Raw genomic sequence first — 18,613 nt, 5'->3', positions numbered from 1 at the left:
GATAATTGCATGGCAGACCAGCAGGCGCAGCTCAGCTGGCGGGATGGCAGCATTCCGGTATCCGATCAATTCGACGACCCCTATTTCTCCATACAGGATGGGTTGGCCGAAACTGAACATGTGTTTCTGGACGGAAACGACCTTCTGCAGCGGTTCACAAGCGTGCCGGATGGGTTTCAGATTGCCGAACTGGGCTTTGGCACCGGGCTGAACATGCTGACCGCATGGCGCGCGTGGGAGACATCACGCGCGGATATGGATCATGTAGACGTGCTGCATTTCACCAGTTTCGAAGCTTTCCCTATGGTGCCCGCCGATATGGCCCGCGCGCTGGAGGCTTTCCCGGATGTGGCCCCATGGGCGGCGCGGTTTCTGGCAGAATGGACCGGGCAAGGGATGTGCGATCTGGGGACATTGAAGCTGGAGGTGATCACCGGCGACGCCCGCGTGTCGCTGCCAGAATGGACAGGTAAGGCAGATGCTTGGTTTCTGGATGGGTTTTCCCCAGCCAAGAATCCGGAGCTGTGGCAAGAGGATCTTCTGGCATCGGTCGCAGACCACACCCGGCGAGGCGGCACGGCAGCGACATATACGGCGGCAGGGTTTGTTCGTCGTGGGTTGGAGGCCGCCGGTTTTGAGGTTACCCGCCGCGCAGGTTTCGGACGCAAGCGACATATGACAAAGGCGACACTGCGATGAGCATGACACCACAAGCCAAGATCCTACCCCCGCGCCCAACCGAAGCACCGCGGGTGCAGAGCAACAATGTCTCGGCTGGTGTGTTGCTGATGATCGCTGCGACCATTGTATTTGCTTTGCAGGACGGGATTTCGCGCCATCTGGCAGGGGTATACAACACCTTCATGGTGATCATGGTGCGCTATTGGTTCTTTGCGCTGTTTGTCATCGCCCTAGCTGCCCGCGCACCGGGCGGGATTCGCGGCACGGCACGCACTGATCAGCTCGGACTACAGATCTTTCGCGGAGTGCTGCTGGTCGCTGAAATCTGCGTTGCTGTCTACAGTTTTACAGTTCTGGGGCTGGTAGACAGTGTCGCCGTCTTTATTTGTTATCCGCTTCTGGTCGCCGCACTCAGCGGACCTGTGTTGGGAGAGAGCGTTGGTTGGCGTCGGTGGGCCGCAATCGGCGCGGGGCTTATTGGTGTCTTGATCATCCTGCAACCTGGTGCCGGAATCTTTAACCCCTTGGCGGTTATTCCGTTCGTCTCGGCGCTGATGTTCGCGCTTTATGCTCTGGTCACGCGGTATGCCGCACGACGTGACAGCACTGCCACCAGTTTTTTCTGGACCGGTGTTGCGGGCATGGTGGCGATGACCTTTGTAGGTCTATGGCACTGGCAACCGATGAGCCAGGGTGACTGGGGTTGGATGGCAGTGCTTTGTGTTTCAGGCGTGACCGGCCACTGGCTGCTAATCAAATGCTACGAGATGGCCGAGGCCAGCGCAGTACAGCCGTTCGCCTATTTCCACCTGATTTGGGCCGCGATGCTGGGCGTTGTCGTGTTTGGCGAGGTGATCCGCATCAATGTGGCTGTTGGGGCGTCGATCATCGTTGCGGCTGGGCTGTTCACCCTATGGCGCGAACGCGTCAAGGGTTGAGCCTGACAGCTCCTGTGAGAACGGAACAGGCAGTGGTGTCTTCCCCAGACGCGCGCGATAGACTGGCAGGCTTTCGGTGACCCGCATCACGTAGTTGCGGGTCTCGTTAAAGGGGATGTGCTCAATCCAGTCGACAATAGCCGGGGTGCCGTCTCGGGGGTCGCCGTAACGCTCCATCCAGGCCTTGGGGCGGTGGGGCCCGGCGTTGTAACCAGCCGCCATCATAACCACGTTGCCATTGAAATCGCCCGCCAGATCAGCCAGATAATTGCTGCCCAACTGCGCGTTATAGGACCAGTCGGAGATCAACCGTGGGGTCGTATGATTGGCCAGAATACCCATGTTACCGGCCACAAGCTTTGCAGTGGCAGGCATCAACTGCATCAAACCGCGTGCGCCTGCGTGGCTGATCACGATGGGATCAAATTCGCTTTCGCGGCGAGCAATAGCGAGCGTCATTTCGCGCGCCATGGGCAGATCCTTCTGTGCCACAGGATGCAGCGGGAAATAGGCGGCTTCCAGCTCTTCACCCTTTTGCGCTGCGCGTTTGGCGATCATCACCGCCAGATGGGGTTCGTTCATGCTTACAGCCATTTCGCCCAGCTGGCGGGCTTCAATCGGGTCTAGCCCTTCGACCAGATGGGTGAGGAATCGTTCCGCTAGCGGCAGATCTCCTGCCTGCAACAGTAGCATGCCAGCTTCTGCAACGGTGGAGTTCAGAAAACGAGCGGCGCGCCAATCGGGCAGTTGCGGCGGAGTGGTCAGATCTGGATCAAAGGGACGGCCCAGAACCTCTGCGGCCAGCAGCCCGTAAAAGGAGGTCTGATAATCCGCTGCCTTGGCATAGGCAGTATGAGCCTTCTCAATATCGCCATGTGCTCCATAGGCTTGACCCAGCCAGTAGCCGCCGCGACCCACAGAGATGGGGCTTTCAACCGAGGCAAGGAACCGTTCGAAATGATAAGCAGCCAGTTCTGGGTCCTTTAGCTTGCGCAGCGCGATATAGCCCGCAAGCCATTCACAGTCCGAATAGCCATAGCCCGCATCGGGCGAGGAAAAATGATGTGCCGCTAGTTGGTAAGCCCGTTCATGATTGCCGTCGCGCATGTCCTGTCGTGCCAGATCACGACGGCGTCGCAGCCAGTTTTCCGGCTCGCCCAGTTTCTTGGCGGAGGTGCTGCGATCCATCATCAGCGTGATGGCATCTTCCTGCCGTCGTTTCCGGTCGCGCCAGGCAAAGCGATCATAGGCCAGACCGGGATCATCACGCAGCGTATCCGGTACAGCGGCAATTTTGCCATCGACGCCGGGTTCGGCATCCATAAGGGCCAAACGAGCTTCGGCGAGTTTGCGTTGATCGTCGTTGACCAGCGTAAGCATCCGTCGCCCGCTGACTTTGTGACCATCCCACAACAGCTGGTTCAGCCGCGCTGCGTGATGCGAGGCCAGCAATTTGGCATGACGTTTGACATAGTCTTCCTGGATGACCGATCCCATAGGCATCGTGCGCCAGGCTAGAACCAGCTCCGCTTCGCCTTCGCCTTTCTGCCCTGCCGCGATTAGGGCCTGCCCATAGCTCAGCGCGCCTTCGGCGGTCTGGGGTCGTTGGTCGCTGTAGAACTCCAGAATAGCCTTACGGCCCGCACCAGCAATCTCAGGCTCATTCTTGCGCCGCAACAGCGCAAGTCCCGGCCAGTCAGAACGGCGGGCAAGAAAGGCCATGACATCAGAGGCAGAGCCCATCCCAGCCCGTAACCGGTGCCATTCAATGATATCACGCGCAACAGTTGCCTCGCGCCCGGCGTTGCGACTGGCCTCGCTCCATTTCTCCGAACGCATCAGTTCCAACGCCTTACCGAGGTCAGCGGCCGTGGCTGATTGTCCGGCCAGAGAGGCGGAAATGAGGGCAATGAGGGCCAGAATGCGTGTCATCTCTTGCATTTTCCAACGTTCCGAGGATAGAGCCATTGACGATAACCCGTGACGTGCCGGTATCAACTCAAATTCCCGGTATGTCCTTCACTCAGGCGGCGCAACCCCGCGTCGGCACGAACAGCAAAGGGAGCGTGCCCATGTTCAAAGGCTCTATGCCAGCCCTCGTCACCCCGTTTTCCAACGGCGAGCTGGATTTGGATGCGCTCAAACGCTTGGTCGAGTGGCATATTGATCAGGGATCCAGCGGTCTGGTTCCGGTTGGGACCACCGGGGAAAGCCCAACCCTGACGCATGATGAACACGAAACCGTGATTGCAGAGGTCGTGAAAATCGCTGCGGGCCGTGTGCCTGTGATAGCGGGTGCGGGGTCTAACAATACGGTTGAAGGCAAGCGGTTTGTAAAATTCGCAGCCGAGGTTGGCGCTGATGCTGCATTGGTGGTGACGCCCTATTATAACAGGCCGACCCAACGTGGTCTGATTGGGCATTTTACCGAACTGCATGACTGCGCCGATATCCCGATTGTGATCTACAATATTCCCGGTCGCTCGGTTGTTGATATGACCCCTGCAACCATGGGCGAGTTGGCGAAGCTGCCGCAGATCATTGGTGTCAAGGATGCCACCGGTGACATCGCTCGCGTGTCGCAGCAGCGTGCCTCTTGCGGTTCGGATTTCGTCCAGCTGTCTGGCGAAGATGCAACCGCGTTGGGTTTCAACGCGCATGGTGGTGTTGGCTGCATTTCGGTGACAGCCAATGTCGCGCCTAAACTTTGTGCTGAATTCCAGGCGGCAACGCTCGCGGGGGATTACGCATTGGCGTTGGAGTATCAGGACAAGCTGATGCCGTTGCATGAGGCGATCTTTATGGAACCGGGTCTGGTCGGCGCAAAATACGGCTTGTCCAGACTGGGCTTGTGCAGCGAGGAGGTTCGTCTCCCGTTGACCACTCTGGAAGACAGCACCAAAGCAGCGATTGATGCCGCCATGCTGCATGCAGGTCTGCTGTAAGCCTCGGCATTCGCAAAACATAGCATTTTAGGGCCGGGACGCAGCTGCGTTCCGGTCTTTTTTGTTCGGGCTCGATTTGGCCTCGAACAGCTTGTTTAGGGTCGATCCTGCATGATTGGACCGTAGAAAATAGGAAAGGCGGCGCCGCCCCGAGAGAGATCCCGGGAATAGCTGGAGGTCGCAGGGCGCGTCACCGCCCCTGTGCCAAACTGTTTTGCACAAACCCCGTTGGCGGGATGCCATTGGAGTCGGTTTCCAAGTGGTCCGGGGTCGTAAATCCCGGATGTGATCGCGATCCCGAATAGGGTAGCGCTATGAAATGTATCACTCGTATGGGCGCCGTACGCTGGTTGGCAACGGGGTGTAGGCCGACCGTTGATCAGTCCAACAGATCGATCAGATGCCGGGTCTTGTCCGGGTTGCGGATCACATAGATACGGGCAATTTTGCCGTCGCGAATATCCAGTGACGTGGCCTGAAAAACGCCGTCCTCGGCCCAGTTCAGGATTGCCGGTAGACCGTTCAACTGACACAGCCGCCAGCGATCTGGAGTCCGCTTGCCGGATTTGCGGGCAATCCCGTCCAGCAGGCGCAGCACCTTGTCGCGTCCGTAAATCGGATTGAGCGCGGCCATTGCCTTGCCTCCGCCGTCGGAAATCAGCTGCACATCTTCGGACAACAACTGTGTCAGAGCGGCGGTATCGCCGGTTTTGGAGGCGTGAAAGAAAGCGTCGGTAAGGGCGCGGCCCTGATCCGGGTTGTTGGGGCGCTTCGGCCGCAGATCCTGTACTTTTCGTCGAGCACGGGTGGCCAGCTGGCGACAGGCGGAGGGCGAGCGGTCCAGAGCCGTAGCGATATCCTGATAAGGGCTGTCAAAGATGTCATGCAGCAGAAAGGCTGCGCGTTCCAGCGGCGACAGCGCTTCCAGCGCCAGCAGTAGCGCCACAGAGACATCGTGATCCAGCTGGTCGGTCGCATCGTCAGTCAACACAGGATCGGGCAGCCATGCACCGGTATATGTTTCGCGCCGGGCGCGGGCGGATTTTAACTGATCCAGACAGAGCCGAGTAGTGATACGCAGTAAGTAGCCGGTCGCGTCGAGAACCTCATCCTGAGGCGCGGCCTGCCAGCGCAGATAGGCGTCTTGCAGGATATCCTCGGCGTCGCTGACGCTGCCCAGCATCCGGTAGGCGGCCGCAAATAAACGCGGCCGCGCAGACAGGAACGCATCGGTTCCGTTGTCTTTGGTTATTGCTGTCACGCGGCGCTGGCCTCCTCGTCGACAGGATGGGATGTGTGAAAACCGATTGCAATCCGGTTCCAGGCGTTGATCGCGCTGATCAACAGGGTCAGCAACACCTGTTCGCGCGGCTCAAACACCGTGGCCACTGCATCGAAATCCGCATCGGGCGCGCCGATGGTTTCTACCCGCGTCAGCGCTTCGCACCAAGCAAGAGCCGCCCGTTCCCGCGGGGTATAGAGAGTGGATTCACGCCAGGCATTCAAGAGCTGCATCCGATCCTCGCTTTCGCCTTGGGCGCGCAGGTCGTGGCTGTGCATATGAATGCAGAATGCGCAGCCGTTGATCTGGGAGGCGCGCAGTTTGACCAATTCTACCAAGCTGTATTCCAGCGTGCCGTTCTTGAACAGGTTTTCCTGCTCCATCATAGGTTTGAACAGCTCAGGTGCGATGGCGAAGTAATCAAGGCGTTGGGTCATCATCTTGTTCCTTTCAGTGGGCTTCAGGAACAGGACGAGCCAGGGGAAGCGTTTGTGACGTCGAATACAAAAGAAATTTTGAGATTAACACAAAAAGCGGGGCGTCTGATCAGGACGCCCCGCTTTTGTTTACCGTTTTCCGTAGTACAGCCCGACCACATGTTCGGCCTGCGCAAAGAACAGCCAGCGCGATACGGCAATGCCGGCGATGTGCAGGAGCACAGCGAGACCCGCGAGGGTATGTTTGAGCATCAGCCCCTCTACGGGCAGGATCAGGCAAAGTAGCGGCAATGCGAAGCCAAGAGTAAAGGCGATCACCCGCAGTTTCTGCACGTGTTTGCGACCCACAACATGGACGAATTCACGCAACAGGTAGTTGGATCCTGTGTGGGGCGGTTCAAACGCGCGCACTGTGCCGCGATCTCCCAGACCTGTGGCGGTGCCCATAGTCGTGCCCGACGTCGCAAAGGCCTGATCGCCCTTTGCCCAATAGGCCAGCTGCACAGACCCAGCGATGGCTAGCAACCAAGGCGCAAGAGCCTCGGCCCCTGCAAGCAGAGAACCACCGGCAAGACTGAATGAGAGGAACATCAACGGTGTTAGCGGCATGTTCCACCGTGGTATGGTCTTCAGTTGGGTGTAGATCATCGAGGTGGTGAAGACCGTTGCCAGCGACAGTATCGCGCCCAGCCAGCCGAGCGCCGACCAATGGGTGTCAAGAAACACCGCACCAAAGGCAAAGAGCCCCATCACGATCAGGGCGGCGACTGCACAGATGCCCTCGCGCGACAACCAGCTGGTTTTCCACTGGGTAAAGGCACGCCATGCCCGTTCAGGACGGCCCAAGTGAAAGGTTGAGGCAAGAAGACCGCCGACAGCAAAGCCAAAGGCAATCGCATAGAACACAAAGGCCACCCAGCCGGTGACCGCTGGTTTGCCCAGGCCAAGGAAGGTCAAGAGACCAAAGCCCAGACCCGACAGGGTGGTGAAGATTATAACGGAAGGTGCAGGATGCATCAGTTGGTTCCTCCCGAAGACTGGCCGGGCAGTTTATCAAGCGTCTTGTCCAGCCACCCGAGGAAACCTTTAGGATCTTCGGCGACAGGGGCCAGAAGCGGCGCGAGAATGTCGATCTGTTCCTCGATCTGATCCTTGGGCCGGGGTGGCAGGTATTTGTTCACCGGCTTGGTGCCCATTTCCGGCATCAGATCCATACCGCCGCGCTCTGCTACCAGTTTGGAGACATTACTGTCCGGATCGCCAAGATCACCAAAATGCCGCGCGCCTGCGGGGCAGGTCCGCACACATGACGGCACGCGGTCGACCTCTTCGAGGTTTTCGTTGTAGATTCGGTCCACACATAGTGTGCATTTCTTCATTACGCCTTCGGCCAGATCCAGTTCGCGTGCGCCGTAAGGACAGGACCAGGCACAAAGGCCGCAGCCGATGCAGTTGTCCTCATTCACCAAAACGATGCCATCCTCGACCCGCTTGTAGCTAGCGCCGGTGGGGCAGACAGTGACGCAGGGGGCGTCCTCGCAGTGCAGGCAGGATTTCGGAAAATGCACAAGCTGTGCTGCGGGATTGGGCTGGCTCGCGCAGGGAGAGGGCTGCACCTCGTAGGAATGCACGCGATTGAGAAAAGTTCCCGAAGGGTCACCGCCATAGGGGCTCTGATCCGATAGCGGCGCGCCATAGTTTTCGGTGTTCCAGCCTTTGCACGAGATCACGCAGGCATGGCAACCGACGCAGGTGTCCAGATCAATAACGAGGCCCATCTTGCGGTTGGTTGTTGTAGGAAGTTCGGTCATGTCAGCGGCCCTCCACGAATTTGATGAAGGCTGATCGGGGGATTGCCCGCCGCCATTTCTTTTTCGAACCCGTCGCGCAAATGCAGTGGGCCGCCAGGATATTTTTAGCCAGAAGGTGCCGGGTCATTTGCCTACTTTCCACTTCAGTTCGTTCGGACCGGTGCCCACAGGTGATGTCTGCGCTTGAATTTCGGGTTGGCTTTCGCTCAGGTCCTGCGGTGCTGCAGCCTTTTCGATCTTTACTTTCAGGTCGAACCACGCGGCCTGACCGGTGATCGGGTCAGAATTGGCCCATCGCAGCCCGTCTCCTTTTGGCGGTAAGAGCTCGTGGATAAGGTGGTTCAGCAGAAAACCTTTGGTGACTTCGGGCGCATCCTTCTCCAGAGCCCAGGCACCTTTACGTTTGCCGATGGCGTTCCATGTCCAGACGGTGTTTTCATTCAGCGCCGCCATCTCCATCACGGGGACGGTGATTTCCCCATGTGGAGAGGTGATCTTGGCCCAGTCGCCATCGCTGAGGTTGTTGTCACGCATCAGCTTGGTTGGCACGTAGAGCGGGTTGCGCCCGTGGATCTGACGCAGCCAGGCATTTTGCGTACCCCAGGAATGATACATCGCCATCGGGCGCTGGGTGAGTGCATTGACGGTGAAGCCCTCGTTGCCCTGCTGGTCAGTCTCGTACCAGATCGGCAGCGGGTCCATGGTTTCTTTGATCCGGTCACGCAGATGGTCCGGTGGCTGGCGTTCGCCGTGACCTTCGGCGGCCAGCTGGAATTTGCGCAGCGGTTCTACATAGAGTTGGAACAGATAGGGCTGTGGGCTGTCAAAAAGGCCAAGGTTCACCGCCCAATCCTGGTAAGCCATGTTCCAGGGTTTGAAATAGCTTGCCTCCGTTGGGATGTGTTCGACAAAGAATCCGCCATTTTCGATGTATTTATCAAGCTGATCGGGGTTTACCTCACCACGTCCAACCTTGTCGCCGTTCTCTCCGCGGAAACCGGCCAACGGGCCAATCCCCGGTTTGCGCTCATGGTTTACGATATAGTCGGCATAGTCCTGCCACTTGGCGCTGCCGTCTTCGTTTGTGAAACCCGGCAGCTTCATCTTGTTGGCGAGTTGCACCAAAACTGACTGGAACCCACGCACGTTGCGATCGGGTTCGACGACGGGCCAACGGATTGCATCCGCCGCGCCGTCAGCTTCGCAGATCGGGCGATCTAAGAGCGAGATACAGTCGTGACGCTCCAGATAGGTGGTGTCTGGCAGGATCAGATCGGCATAGGCGACCATCTCGGAGGAGTATGCATCGGAATATATGATACGCGGGATTACATAATCGCCGTTGTCGTCCTTGTCGGTCAGCATCTCCATCACGCCGCGCGTATTCATCGACGAATTCCACGACATATTGGCCATATACATGAACAGCGTGTCGATTTTGTAGGGATCTCCCGCATGGGCGTTGGAGATCACCATGTGCATCAGCCCGTGGCTGGACATCGGGTTTTCCCAGGTGAAGGCTTTGTCGATGCGGGCCGGGCTGCCGTCAGTTTTCAGCGCCAGATGCTCGGGTCCATGGACAAAACCCAGATGCGGGCCATCCAGCGGTTTGTTCGGGGTAACACGACAATGGGGGGCCGGATGTGCCTCGACCGGTTTGGGATAAGGGGGTTTGAAGCGGAAACCGCCCGGGGCCTCCACCGTGCCTAGAATGATTTGCAGCACATGCAGCGCACGGCAGGTTTGGAATCCATTGGCATGGGCCGAGACACCGCGCATGGAATGCATGGCGACGGGGCGGCCTTTCATCGTTTTATGGGTTTCGCCTCGGAAATCGGTCCATTCCTGATCCAGCTCAAATGCTTCGTCAAAGGCCACGCGCGCGAGTTCGGCAGCGATGGCACGGATACGTTTGGCGGACACGCCGCAGCGTTCGGCCACGGCTTCGGGGGCGTAGTCGTCGCTGAGATAGCGCTGGGCCATCAGCTGGAAAACCGAGACATGGGTGATACCGTTCAGTTCAAACGAGCCGCCCAGATCAGGGCGCACACCATGCATGTCAAAAGGGGCAAGTTTACCCGTCGCGCGGTTGATGACCAGAGGTGCGCCATGGTCATCGCGCAGGAACAGGCCATAATCGGGGCTGTCAGGATCCTGATTGACCAGAACCGGTGCATTGGTGAACTGGCCGAGATAGTTGAGATCAATCTTGCCGGCCTTCATCAGCACATGGACCAGAGCGAGGATGAACAACCCGTCTGTGCCCGGTGTGATGCCGACCCAGTCGTCTGCCACGGCATTATAGCCGGAGCGGATCGGGTTGACGCCAATGACACGCGCGCCTCGGGCTTTGATCTTACCTATGCCCATCTTGATCGGATTGCTATCGTGGTCCTCTGCGACGCCAAACAGCATGAACAGTTTGGTGTGATCCCAATCCGGTTGGCCAAACTCCCAGAAGGCACCGCCCATGGTATAGATGCCTGCGGTTGCCATATTGACCGAACAAAAGCCACCATGCGCCGCATAATTGCAGGTGCCGAAGTTCTGGGCCCAGAAACTGGTGAAGCTTTGTGATTGGTCACGCCCGGTGAAAAACGCCAGCTTTTCGGGGTTATCCTCGCGGATGGGTTCCAGCCAGCCAGCGGCGATCTCCAGCGCCTCATCCCAGGAGATTTCTTCGAACTTGCCTGAGCCGCGCGGGCCAACACGCTTCATCGGTGCACGCAGGCGCGATGGCGCATTGTGCTGCATGATCCCGGCGCTGCCCTTGGCGCAGAGCACGCCTTTGTTGACGGGATGATCGCGATTGCCTTCGATATAGGCGACCTTCTTCTTACCATCCTCGTCGGTTTTCATATGTACATTGATGCCGCAGCGGCATGCGCACATGTAGCAGGTGGTCTGGCGGATCTCTTCCGACACGGGCGGCGAGGTGTCTAGCTTAGGCTGGGTATGTGCCATGGTGTCCCTGTCTTGTGGTGCGCCTAGTCTGCATGGTCCGGGCGGCGTTATGGATTATCTTGGCGTGGCAAACCTTGCGGCGTTAGCGGTCGTCGATTGGGGTATAGGTGCGCGGTTCCGGCCCGTTGTAAAGTGTCAGCGGGCGGATCAGGATGTTACCCCGTTGCTGTTCGATACATTGGATGATCCAGCCGGGCATCCGCCCAATGGCAAAGATCGGCACATAGAGGTCCATGGCGATACCATGTAGCTGGTAGATGACGCCGGAATAGAAATCGACGTTTACGTTCAGTCCATGGCGCGCATAGGGTTGCATTGCTTCGACCACGGCCTGCAGGATTTCGTACCACTCTGGTGCGCCCATTTCTGCGCCGAGTTGGCGTACGCCTTCGCGCATGTGGCGCGCACGGGGGTCTTCTTTGCGGTAGACGCGATGACCAAAGCCGGTGACCGCTTCTTTGGCTGCCCGTTTGGCCTTTACATAGGCGGCGGCCCTATCTGCGGTGCCAATCTCCTGCACCATTTTCATCACGTCCTCTGCCGCGCCGCCATGGGCGGGGCCTGCAAGCGTGGCAAGTGCGGTTACGATCCCACCGTGGAGATTGGTTTCCGTTCCGATGGTCACCCGTGCGGCAAAACTCGAGGCATTGGCACCATGTTCAGCGTGCAGAATAAAATCTACATCCGCAAGCCGGGTCGCCTCAGGGGTTGGTTTCTCACCCTTTAGCATCCACAGCCAGTTGCCCGCGTGGCTGAGGTTTGCGTCGGGTACAACCGGCGTGCGGCCATTGCGGATGGCATCATGTGCGGCAATGATGATTGGCACCTGTGAAATCAGTCGGATGCCATTGGCGACAAAAGCCTCCTCACCGACGTTCTGGCTGTCCGCCTCCATCGCCGCGAGCGCGGAGACGGCGGTGCGTAGCACATCCATCGGATGGCCATGTTGACAGGCGGTGATGATATCCATGATTGCCGGTGGGAGACTGCGTGCGGATTTGAGAGTGGCGTCAAAAACTGCCAGCCGACCAGCATCTGGCAGCTCGCCATGGATCAGCAGATAGCAGACTTCCTCAAAGGTGGAGTGGCTGGCCAGATCGTGGATCGAATAGCCCCTATAACTCAGCTTGCCCTGGCTGCCATCAATGTCGGATACGCCGGAGCGTTCAAAGTAGATGCCTTTGAGGCCACGGTTTATCTTGACGTTATCGCTCATTGCTGGCTCCTTTTGCCGCCACTGGGATCGAAACGGGCATCTGAAGGTGGATCAAAATGACGGTACTTGAAAAAGCACATGCGGTGGCACGCAATCGTGCGGCACGCGTTGTGTTTCCTGAAATCGACGAACCGCGGGTCGCCGCTGCGGTGGAGCACCTGACCCGCGATGGATTGTGCGAGGCGATGCCGTTGGCGCCGGTGTCGCAGGCGCATGTCGATGTATTGGTTGCAGCGCGTGGGATGAAAGAGACAATTGCCCGACGGATGCTTGCCAAGCCTTTGTACCGTGCGGCGGCCATGGTTGCTGCAGGAGAGGCAGACGCGATGGTAGCCGGTGCCGATGTGCCGACGCGCCGCGTAATAGAGGCTGCCAGCATTTGCATTGGTTTGAATGAGGGTGTCAGCCTCGCCTCGTCGTTCTTCCTGATGGTCTTTCCGGACGGGCGTGAATTGGTGTTTGCCGATTGCGCCGTGAACGTGGCACCAGATGCGGTGCAGCTTGCGGATATCGCACGTGCCTCTGAGCGGTCTGCTGAGGCGCTATTGGGACATGCCGAGGTGGCGATGCTGTCGTTTTCCACCGGGACTTCGGGTGAGGGAGACAGCGTCGCCCTAGTGCGTGAGGCGGCGGAGCTGGCGGGTTTCGCCGGGCCGGTGCAGGCGGATGCGGCGCTGAATGGGGTCATTGCAGAGAAAAAGGGCATCGCGCCGGTGGCGGCCAATGTCTTGGTTTTTCCAACGCTGGATGCGGGCAATATCGGATATAAGCTCTGCCAGGAATTGGCTGGCGCGCAGGCGTTGGGGCCATTTTTGCAGGGCTTTGCCAAACCTGTCTGCGATCTGAGCCGGGGCGCGTCGGTTGAGGACATTGTGGCGGCAACTGTGTTGACCATCGCGCAGATCTGATCTGTTTGCGATCTGGCCGTTTGGATAGCGCTGGTCATAGCGTCTCCATCAGGGTCTGGGCGTCCATCGCGATCTGACGCTCTTCCTCGGCGGCAACCACCCAGATGGCCACCTTGGAGGAGGAGGCGTGCAGGCGGAGTTTGCGGGCGTGGTTGGCATCAACGTCCATTCGTGCCCCGATCCACTCTAACCCACGCAGGATGCGGGCGCGCACAGCTACGGCGTTTTCACCGATTCCACCGGTAAAGGCGACTGCATCCAATCCTTCCATTGCCGCAATCAGGCTACCCGCGTGGCGCAGGCTCCAATAGCAAAAATGTTCGATGGCAAAGGCGCTGTCAGCGCTGGGATCCAGCATCAGGTTACGCATGTCGGATTTGCCGCCCGACAGACCCAGGAGACCGCTTTCGTGGTTCAGAATCGCCTTGGTACGCTCAAGCCCGTTGTCTTCGACGAGCCGTAGTACAGCGTTGGCGTCGATGCCGCCAGAGCGTGTGCCCATGGTCAGCCCATCAAGGGGCGAGTAACCCATTGTGGTGGCCACGGACTGGCCGTTGCGGATTGCGCACAGAGATGCACCATTGCCAAGGTGAAATGCCAGAACCCGCGAAGGCAGGGCAGTGCCCGACAGGTCCGGTAGACGTCGCACCAGCGAGGCATAGGACAGCCCGTGGAACCCGTAGCGACGAATGCCCTTGGTTTCCTCGACGCGGGGAATAGCGTAGCGGGTTGCGACTTCGGGATTGGTCGCATGAAACGAGGTGTCGAAACTGGCAAATTGCGGCAGGTTTGGAACCAGTCCTGTCATCGTGTCAATCGCGGCCAGACTATGCGGGTTATGCAGCGGGGCCAGCGGCGTACAACTGGCGATTTCTGCGCGTACATCCGGGGTGATGCGCAGCGGTTTTGTCAATTTGCGCCCACCATGCACAACGCGGTGCCCGACGGCTGCCAGCGCCTGTGGGTCGATCCCATGTTCCGGTAGAGCTGCAAGGATCGCGGCAAGGGCACCGGGATGATCGCTAAATTGCGCGGTCAGGTCGGTCTTTGCGATGCATAGGCGTGCGTCGGGGGTCCCGATACCCTCGGCGAGGCCTGCGACGCGTTCTGACAGCTGGGCGTCAAAAACAGCAAATTTGATCGAAGATGACCCCGCGTTGAGGACAAGGATGTCTGTAGCGGTGGTTTGCGGCGTGGTCATAGTGCCCCCTTTGCAAGGTTTAGCAATGCCAGCGCTGCCAGCAGAGCCACGACGTAGCGGCGGAACAATGTGGGCGAAGTGACAGCAAACCCACGTGAGCCACACCAGACGCCGATACCAAGGACCGGAAAGGCCAGAACCACTGCCCAGACGGTATCTTGTCCAGTCAGACCATGCGCCGCCATCACCGGCAACGCCATCAGGTCAATGCCGGTTAAAAACACCACCATAGTGGCGCGAAATACGGCCGGATCAATGGGTTGCGCAGTCAGGAACGCGGCTGTGGGTAAGCCGCCAACGCCCGCGCTATTTGCCATGCCTGCGCCAATCCCGACCAGACCGTGGCCCATTGCGCCGATGGAGCGTGATAGCGTCCAACCGCTGAGCAAGAGCAGGCTGAGTGCCAACACCAGCAGTGAGATCGCCAGCCGCGCCTGATCAGCACCAAGACGGGACATGACCGCAACTGCGGGCAGGGTGGCAATGGCGGCACCGGCCAACAACGCGATGGCGCGCCTCCAGTCGATATGAGGGCGGATACCACGTGCCTGAAACAGAGTCATGGCAATCTCACAGGAGAACACCACAGGGATCAGCGGTAGCGGGTTGGTGACCAATGTGGCCAGAATGATAAAAATCGCGGAGAAGCCAAAGCCTGAGTACCCGCGAATAACGGCCGCCGCAAATAATGCGACGGCCAGAAATACGCCCTGTCCCGATGAGAGATCAAAAGGCAGGGGCATGGGGTTTAGACCTGCTGGTCGCGCATGTCCGCCTTGTCGATGCCTGCCACACGGACCGGCTTCTTCATGGCGTCACGGCGGAACGGCTCACCCAGTTCCTGATTGATCAGGGCTTCGATCAGGGTGGTCTTGCCGTTCTTCTGGTCTTCGATGGCTTTGGCCAGAGCCGCAGTCAGCTCATCCATGGTGCGGGCTACAACACCTTCCAGGCCGCAGGATTTGGCGATGCCAGCATAGGAGACCTGCTCGTCCAATTCGGTGCCGACGAAATTGTCATCGAACCAAAGCGTCGAGTTCCGCTTTTCGGCACCCCATTGATAGTTGCGGAAAACGATATGGGTAATTGCGGGCCATTCGCCCCGGCCAATCGCCGTCAGCTCGGTCACCGCGATACCAAATGCACCGTCACCGGAGAAACCCACAACAGGCGTGTCAGGGCAACCGATTTTCGCGCCCACGATCGCAGGCAGACCATAGCCGCAGGGGCCGAATAGGCCTGGGGCGAGGTATTTGCGACCTGCTTCAAAGGATGGGTAGGCGTTGCCGATGGCGCAGTTGTTGCCGATGTCAGAGGAGATGATCGCCTCTTTCGGCAGAGCGGACTGGATCGCGCGCCACGCCATGCGAGGGCTCATCCACTCGGGTTTATCAGCGCGGGCACGTTGGTTCCAGGTCGTGCCGGGGTCATCGTCCTCATGCGTCATTTCAGTGAGCTGTTGTGCCCATACAGATTTCTTATGGGCGATATTTGCTTTGCGCTCATCGCGGCCTGCGTCGCCTGCGGTATCGCTGAGTTGGGTGAGGATACCATTCGCAACTTTGGCAGCGTCACCAATGATACCAACCGAAACGGTTTTGGTCAGGCCAATGCGATCAGGATTGATGTCTACCTGAATGATTTTGGCATCTGCGGGCCAATACTCCATACCGTAGCCGGGCAGGGTCGAGAACGGATTGAGACGGGTGCCAAGGCAGAGGACAACATCGGCCTCCTTGATCAGCTCCATCCCGGCCTTGGATCCGTTATAACCCAAGGGGCCTGCAAACAACGGGTGCGAACCGGGGAAAGCGTCATTGTGCTGGTAGCCAACGCAAACCGGCGCGTCCAGACGCTCGGCCAGCGCTTTGGAGGCCTCGATGCCGCCCTTGGACAGGACCACGCCTGCACCGTTCAGAATCACTGGATTTTTGGCATTCGACAGCAAGGCCGCCGCGTCAGCGACCGCAGTCTCACCGCCGGAGGGGCGCTCAAACTCGACGATGGCGGGCAGGGCGACGTCGATCACCTGCGTCCACATATCGCGAGGGATGTTCAGCTGTGCCGGCGCGGAAGCGCGTTTGGCGTTCATGATGACGCGGTTCAGGACCTCGGCCACACGGGAAGGATCGCGGACCTCTTCCTGATAAGCAACACAGTCGGCGAACATGCGCATCTGTTCCATTTCCTGGAAGCCGCCCTGACCGATGGTCTTGTTGGCGGCCTGCGGAGTGACCAGCAACAGTGGGGTGTGGTTCCAGTAGGCGGTTTTAACAGCGGTCACGAAGTTGGTGATGCCGGGGCCGTTCTGGGCGATCATCATCGACATTTTGCCGGTTGCGCGGGTGAAACCATCGGCCATCATGCCGCCGGAACCTTCGTGGGCGCAGTCCCAAAAGGTGATGCCCGCTTCTGGGAAAATGTCGGAAATTGGCATCATGGCTGAGCCGATGATGCCAAATGCATGTTGGATGCCGTGCATTTGTAGCGTTTTTACAAAGGCTTCCTCGGTGGTCATTTTCATCGCGTGTTCTCCTGATGAGATGCCAAAAGGGCGGCACAAAGGCCGGGATGCAACCGGTGTATTCTGGGTGGGGAAGTCAAGTTAGGGCCAGTTGCTGAACCCGCTTAGTACCAGTAGGGGCGGCTGCTCAGAATGCTGCATTGCCGTATGGAGCTCAGCTCCAAGCATTAGGTCCTTGAGACGGCACAGCAGAGGCGGTTAGTCGACCCGTGATTGGCCGGGACGCAGGGCTTCTGCGACCAAGGCCAGACCGGGCTCGATCCGGTTTGCCGGGATAGACGAATAGCCAAGCCGGTAGTAATTCGGCTTGCGGTTTTCGGTGGAAAAAAACGGCGCGCCGGGTTCGATGAGCACGCTCTGATCCTTGAGCGCGTGAGCCACGGCAGCGGTATCAACATCCCCATTTGCCCGCATCCACAAGGACGAGCCACCATAGACGCCAACTCCTGCCACGCTCAGCCCGTGATGAGTGACTGCATCCTCAATCACACAGCGGCGATCATGCAGAACCTTGGCCATGCGGCGGATCTGGGCGTCGTAGTGACCCAACGATAGGAAATAGGCGACGGTACGTTGAATATGACCCGGCGGGTGCCGCAACACATTTGCCCGCAGCGCGCGTGCCTGGCGGATAAAAGGCTCAGACCCGACGAGATATCCCAGCCGTAGCCCCGGAAACAACGATTTGGAGAAACTGCCCGCATAGACTACACGGCCGTCCGTATCGAGTGATTTCAGCGCAGGTGAGGGCGCACCCAGGAAGGACATTTCGAATTCATAGTCGTCTTCGACAATCACCGCATCAATCTCGCGGGCGCGGTCAAGAAGCTGTTTTCGCCGCGCCATCGGCATTGTAGCTGTGGTCGGGCTTTGGTGACTGGGGGTTGTGAAAATTACATTGGTGTCGTCGCTGATCGCCTCCGGTGGCAGTCCGTCGTGATCCACAGGAATACAGTCAATCGCACAGCGACGGTGCATTAGCTGGTCACGCAGAGTGTAGTAAGTGGGATCCTCGAGCGCCGCCTTGCGGTTTTTGTTCAGCAGCAGCTGTGCCACCAACCAAAGCGCATTCTGAGCTCCAAGGGTTATCAGGATTTCCTCGGGCCGGGCCGAGATGCCGCGGCGCGGCAGCGTGTGGCGGGCGATATGTTCGACGAGTAGCGGGTCGTCCTGATCGAAGTAGTCATTGGTCAGCGCGGCGAAATCCTTTTGGCCCAAGGCGCGCAACGCACACAGCCGCCAGTTTGCGTGGTCAAACAGCGACGCATCTGCCTGACCGTAGATAAAGGGATAGCGATAATCGCGCCAGTCCCGCGGCTTGCGCGGAGTGTCCCCACCGCTGAAGCGCTGCACAATTGCAGTGGACCAATCGACGGTATCGGCTGATTTTTGTGAGGGTGAGTATGATGGTGGAACCGGCGCGTTTTCGGATACATAGTAGCCGGACCGCCCTCGAGACGTCAGATAGTCATTGGCCAGCAGTTCGGTGTAGGCCAGCGTCACGGTGATGCGGCTGATGCCCAGATGCGCGGCCAGTTTACGCGAGGAGGGCAATTTCTCCCCCATCCGCAGTCGCCCCGAAAGTATGCCTTCGGCAATCATCTCCTGGATCTGCGCCTGCAGGGTGCCCTGTGCGTCAGGATTGAGGAAGAAGGTGTCGACAGAAATTCCCATGGGTCACCATATATTGGACATAAGCGGGGTCA

At 58.7% G+C, this 18,613-nt stretch carries 15 protein-coding genes; 4 read left to right on the top strand and 11 right to left on the bottom strand.

Annotated features, from left to right (window positions below; all coding sequences use genetic code 11):
• Positions 1 to 9 precede the first annotated feature (9 nt).
• Positions 10 to 699 carry a tRNA (5-methylaminomethyl-2-thiouridine)(34)-methyltransferase MnmC2 gene (mnmC2, locus tag ACEWZM_RS06220; RefSeq protein WP_414005607.1) on the top strand — a complete coding sequence of 230 codons (690 nt, stop codon included), beginning with the start codon at positions 10 to 12 and terminating at the stop codon, positions 697 to 699.
• Positions 696 to 1,619: a DMT family transporter gene (locus ACEWZM_RS06215; protein ID WP_414005606.1), complete on the top strand. Its 924-nt coding sequence runs from the start codon at positions 696 to 698 to the stop codon at positions 1,617 to 1,619. The genes mnmC2 and ACEWZM_RS06215 overlap by 4 nt, the downstream gene beginning before the upstream one ends.
• Here ACEWZM_RS06215 and ACEWZM_RS06210 read toward each other — a convergent pair.
• Positions 1,593 to 3,551, bottom strand: a complete 1,959-nt coding sequence (locus tag ACEWZM_RS06210) for a lytic transglycosylase domain-containing protein (protein WP_414005605.1) — start codon at positions 3,549 to 3,551, stop codon at positions 1,593 to 1,595. The two genes, ACEWZM_RS06215 and ACEWZM_RS06210, sit on opposite strands and share 27 nt — an antisense overlap.
• A 140-nt stretch (positions 3,552 to 3,691) precedes the next feature.
• Here ACEWZM_RS06210 and dapA point away from each other — a divergent pair, with 140 nt between their 5' ends.
• Positions 3,692 to 4,564, top strand: coding sequence for a 4-hydroxy-tetrahydrodipicolinate synthase (gene dapA, locus ACEWZM_RS06205; RefSeq protein WP_414005604.1), 873 nt, complete (start codon positions 3,692 to 3,694; stop codon positions 4,562 to 4,564).
• A gap of 379 nt (positions 4,565 to 4,943) precedes the next feature.
• Here the strand turns inward: dapA and sigJ are convergent, their stop codons facing one another.
• The 6 genes from sigJ to ACEWZM_RS06175 form a co-directional block, all read right to left on the bottom strand.
• The gene (sigJ, locus tag ACEWZM_RS06200; protein WP_414005603.1) at positions 4,944 to 5,825 is read right to left on the bottom strand and encodes an RNA polymerase sigma factor SigJ; all 882 of its coding nucleotides are present in this window, start codon (positions 5,823 to 5,825) and stop codon (positions 4,944 to 4,946) included.
• A complete protein-coding gene (locus tag ACEWZM_RS06195) occupies positions 5,822 to 6,283 on the bottom strand; it encodes a carboxymuconolactone decarboxylase family protein (protein ID WP_414007975.1) in 462 nt (153 codons plus the stop codon). The genes sigJ and ACEWZM_RS06195 overlap by 4 nt, the downstream gene beginning before the upstream one ends.
• Positions 6,284 to 6,412: 129 nt before the next feature.
• Positions 6,413 to 7,300 (bottom strand): dimethyl sulfoxide reductase anchor subunit family protein, encoded by an 888-nt coding sequence (locus ACEWZM_RS06190; RefSeq protein ID WP_414005602.1) that lies wholly within the window; start codon positions 7,298 to 7,300, stop codon positions 6,413 to 6,415.
• Positions 7,300 to 8,094: a 4Fe-4S dicluster domain-containing protein gene (locus tag ACEWZM_RS06185; protein ID WP_414005601.1), complete on the bottom strand. Its 795-nt coding sequence runs from the start codon at positions 8,092 to 8,094 to the stop codon at positions 7,300 to 7,302. Before ACEWZM_RS06185 ends, ACEWZM_RS06190 begins: the two co-directional genes overlap by 1 nt.
• A gap of 123 nt (positions 8,095 to 8,217) precedes the next feature.
• Positions 8,218 to 11,058, bottom strand: a complete 2,841-nt coding sequence (locus ACEWZM_RS06180) for a molybdopterin oxidoreductase family protein (RefSeq protein WP_414005600.1) — start codon at positions 11,056 to 11,058, stop codon at positions 8,218 to 8,220.
• A gap of 82 nt (positions 11,059 to 11,140) precedes the next feature.
• Positions 11,141 to 12,274 carry a citrate/2-methylcitrate synthase gene (locus ACEWZM_RS06175; protein WP_414005599.1) on the bottom strand — a complete coding sequence of 378 codons (1,134 nt, stop codon included), beginning with the start codon at positions 12,272 to 12,274 and terminating at the stop codon, positions 11,141 to 11,143.
• Between the two features lie 56 nt (positions 12,275 to 12,330).
• Between ACEWZM_RS06175 and ACEWZM_RS06170 the strand changes: the two genes are divergently transcribed.
• The gene (locus tag ACEWZM_RS06170; protein ID WP_414005598.1) at positions 12,331 to 13,182 is read left to right on the top strand and encodes a phosphate acyltransferase; all 852 of its coding nucleotides are present in this window, start codon (positions 12,331 to 12,333) and stop codon (positions 13,180 to 13,182) included.
• Positions 13,183 to 13,216: 34 nt separating this feature from the next.
• Here ACEWZM_RS06170 and ACEWZM_RS06165 read toward each other — a convergent pair whose 3' ends face one another.
• The 4 genes from ACEWZM_RS06165 to pdxR all read right to left on the bottom strand — a co-directional run bounded on the left by ACEWZM_RS06165 (position 13,217) and on the right by pdxR (position 18,581).
• Positions 13,217 to 14,383: an acetate/propionate family kinase gene (locus tag ACEWZM_RS06165; protein WP_414005597.1), complete on the bottom strand. Its 1,167-nt coding sequence runs from the start codon at positions 14,381 to 14,383 to the stop codon at positions 13,217 to 13,219.
• A complete protein-coding gene (locus tag ACEWZM_RS06160; RefSeq protein ID WP_414005596.1) occupies positions 14,380 to 15,126 on the bottom strand; it encodes a TSUP family transporter in 747 nt (248 codons plus the stop codon). Before ACEWZM_RS06160 ends, ACEWZM_RS06165 begins: the two co-directional genes overlap by 4 nt.
• A 5-nt stretch (positions 15,127 to 15,131) precedes the next feature.
• Positions 15,132 to 16,907, bottom strand: coding sequence for a sulfoacetaldehyde acetyltransferase (gene xsc, locus ACEWZM_RS06155; protein WP_414005595.1), 1,776 nt, complete (start codon positions 16,905 to 16,907; stop codon positions 15,132 to 15,134).
• A 198-nt stretch (positions 16,908 to 17,105) separates the two neighbouring features.
• On the bottom strand, positions 17,106 to 18,581 hold the full coding sequence (gene pdxR, locus ACEWZM_RS06150; protein ID WP_414005594.1) for a MocR-like pyridoxine biosynthesis transcription factor PdxR: 1,476 nt from the start codon (positions 18,579 to 18,581) through the stop codon (positions 17,106 to 17,108).
• Positions 18,582 to 18,613: the final 32 nt, after the last annotated feature.

It is taken from the genome of Phaeobacter cretensis (assembly GCF_047372505.1).
In the GTDB taxonomy this organism is placed as follows: domain Bacteria; phylum Pseudomonadota; class Alphaproteobacteria; order Rhodobacterales; family Rhodobacteraceae; genus Phaeobacter; species Phaeobacter cretensis.
Note: the sequence above shows the minus strand (reverse complement) of the source record. Positions and strands in the feature narration are given on the sequence as shown.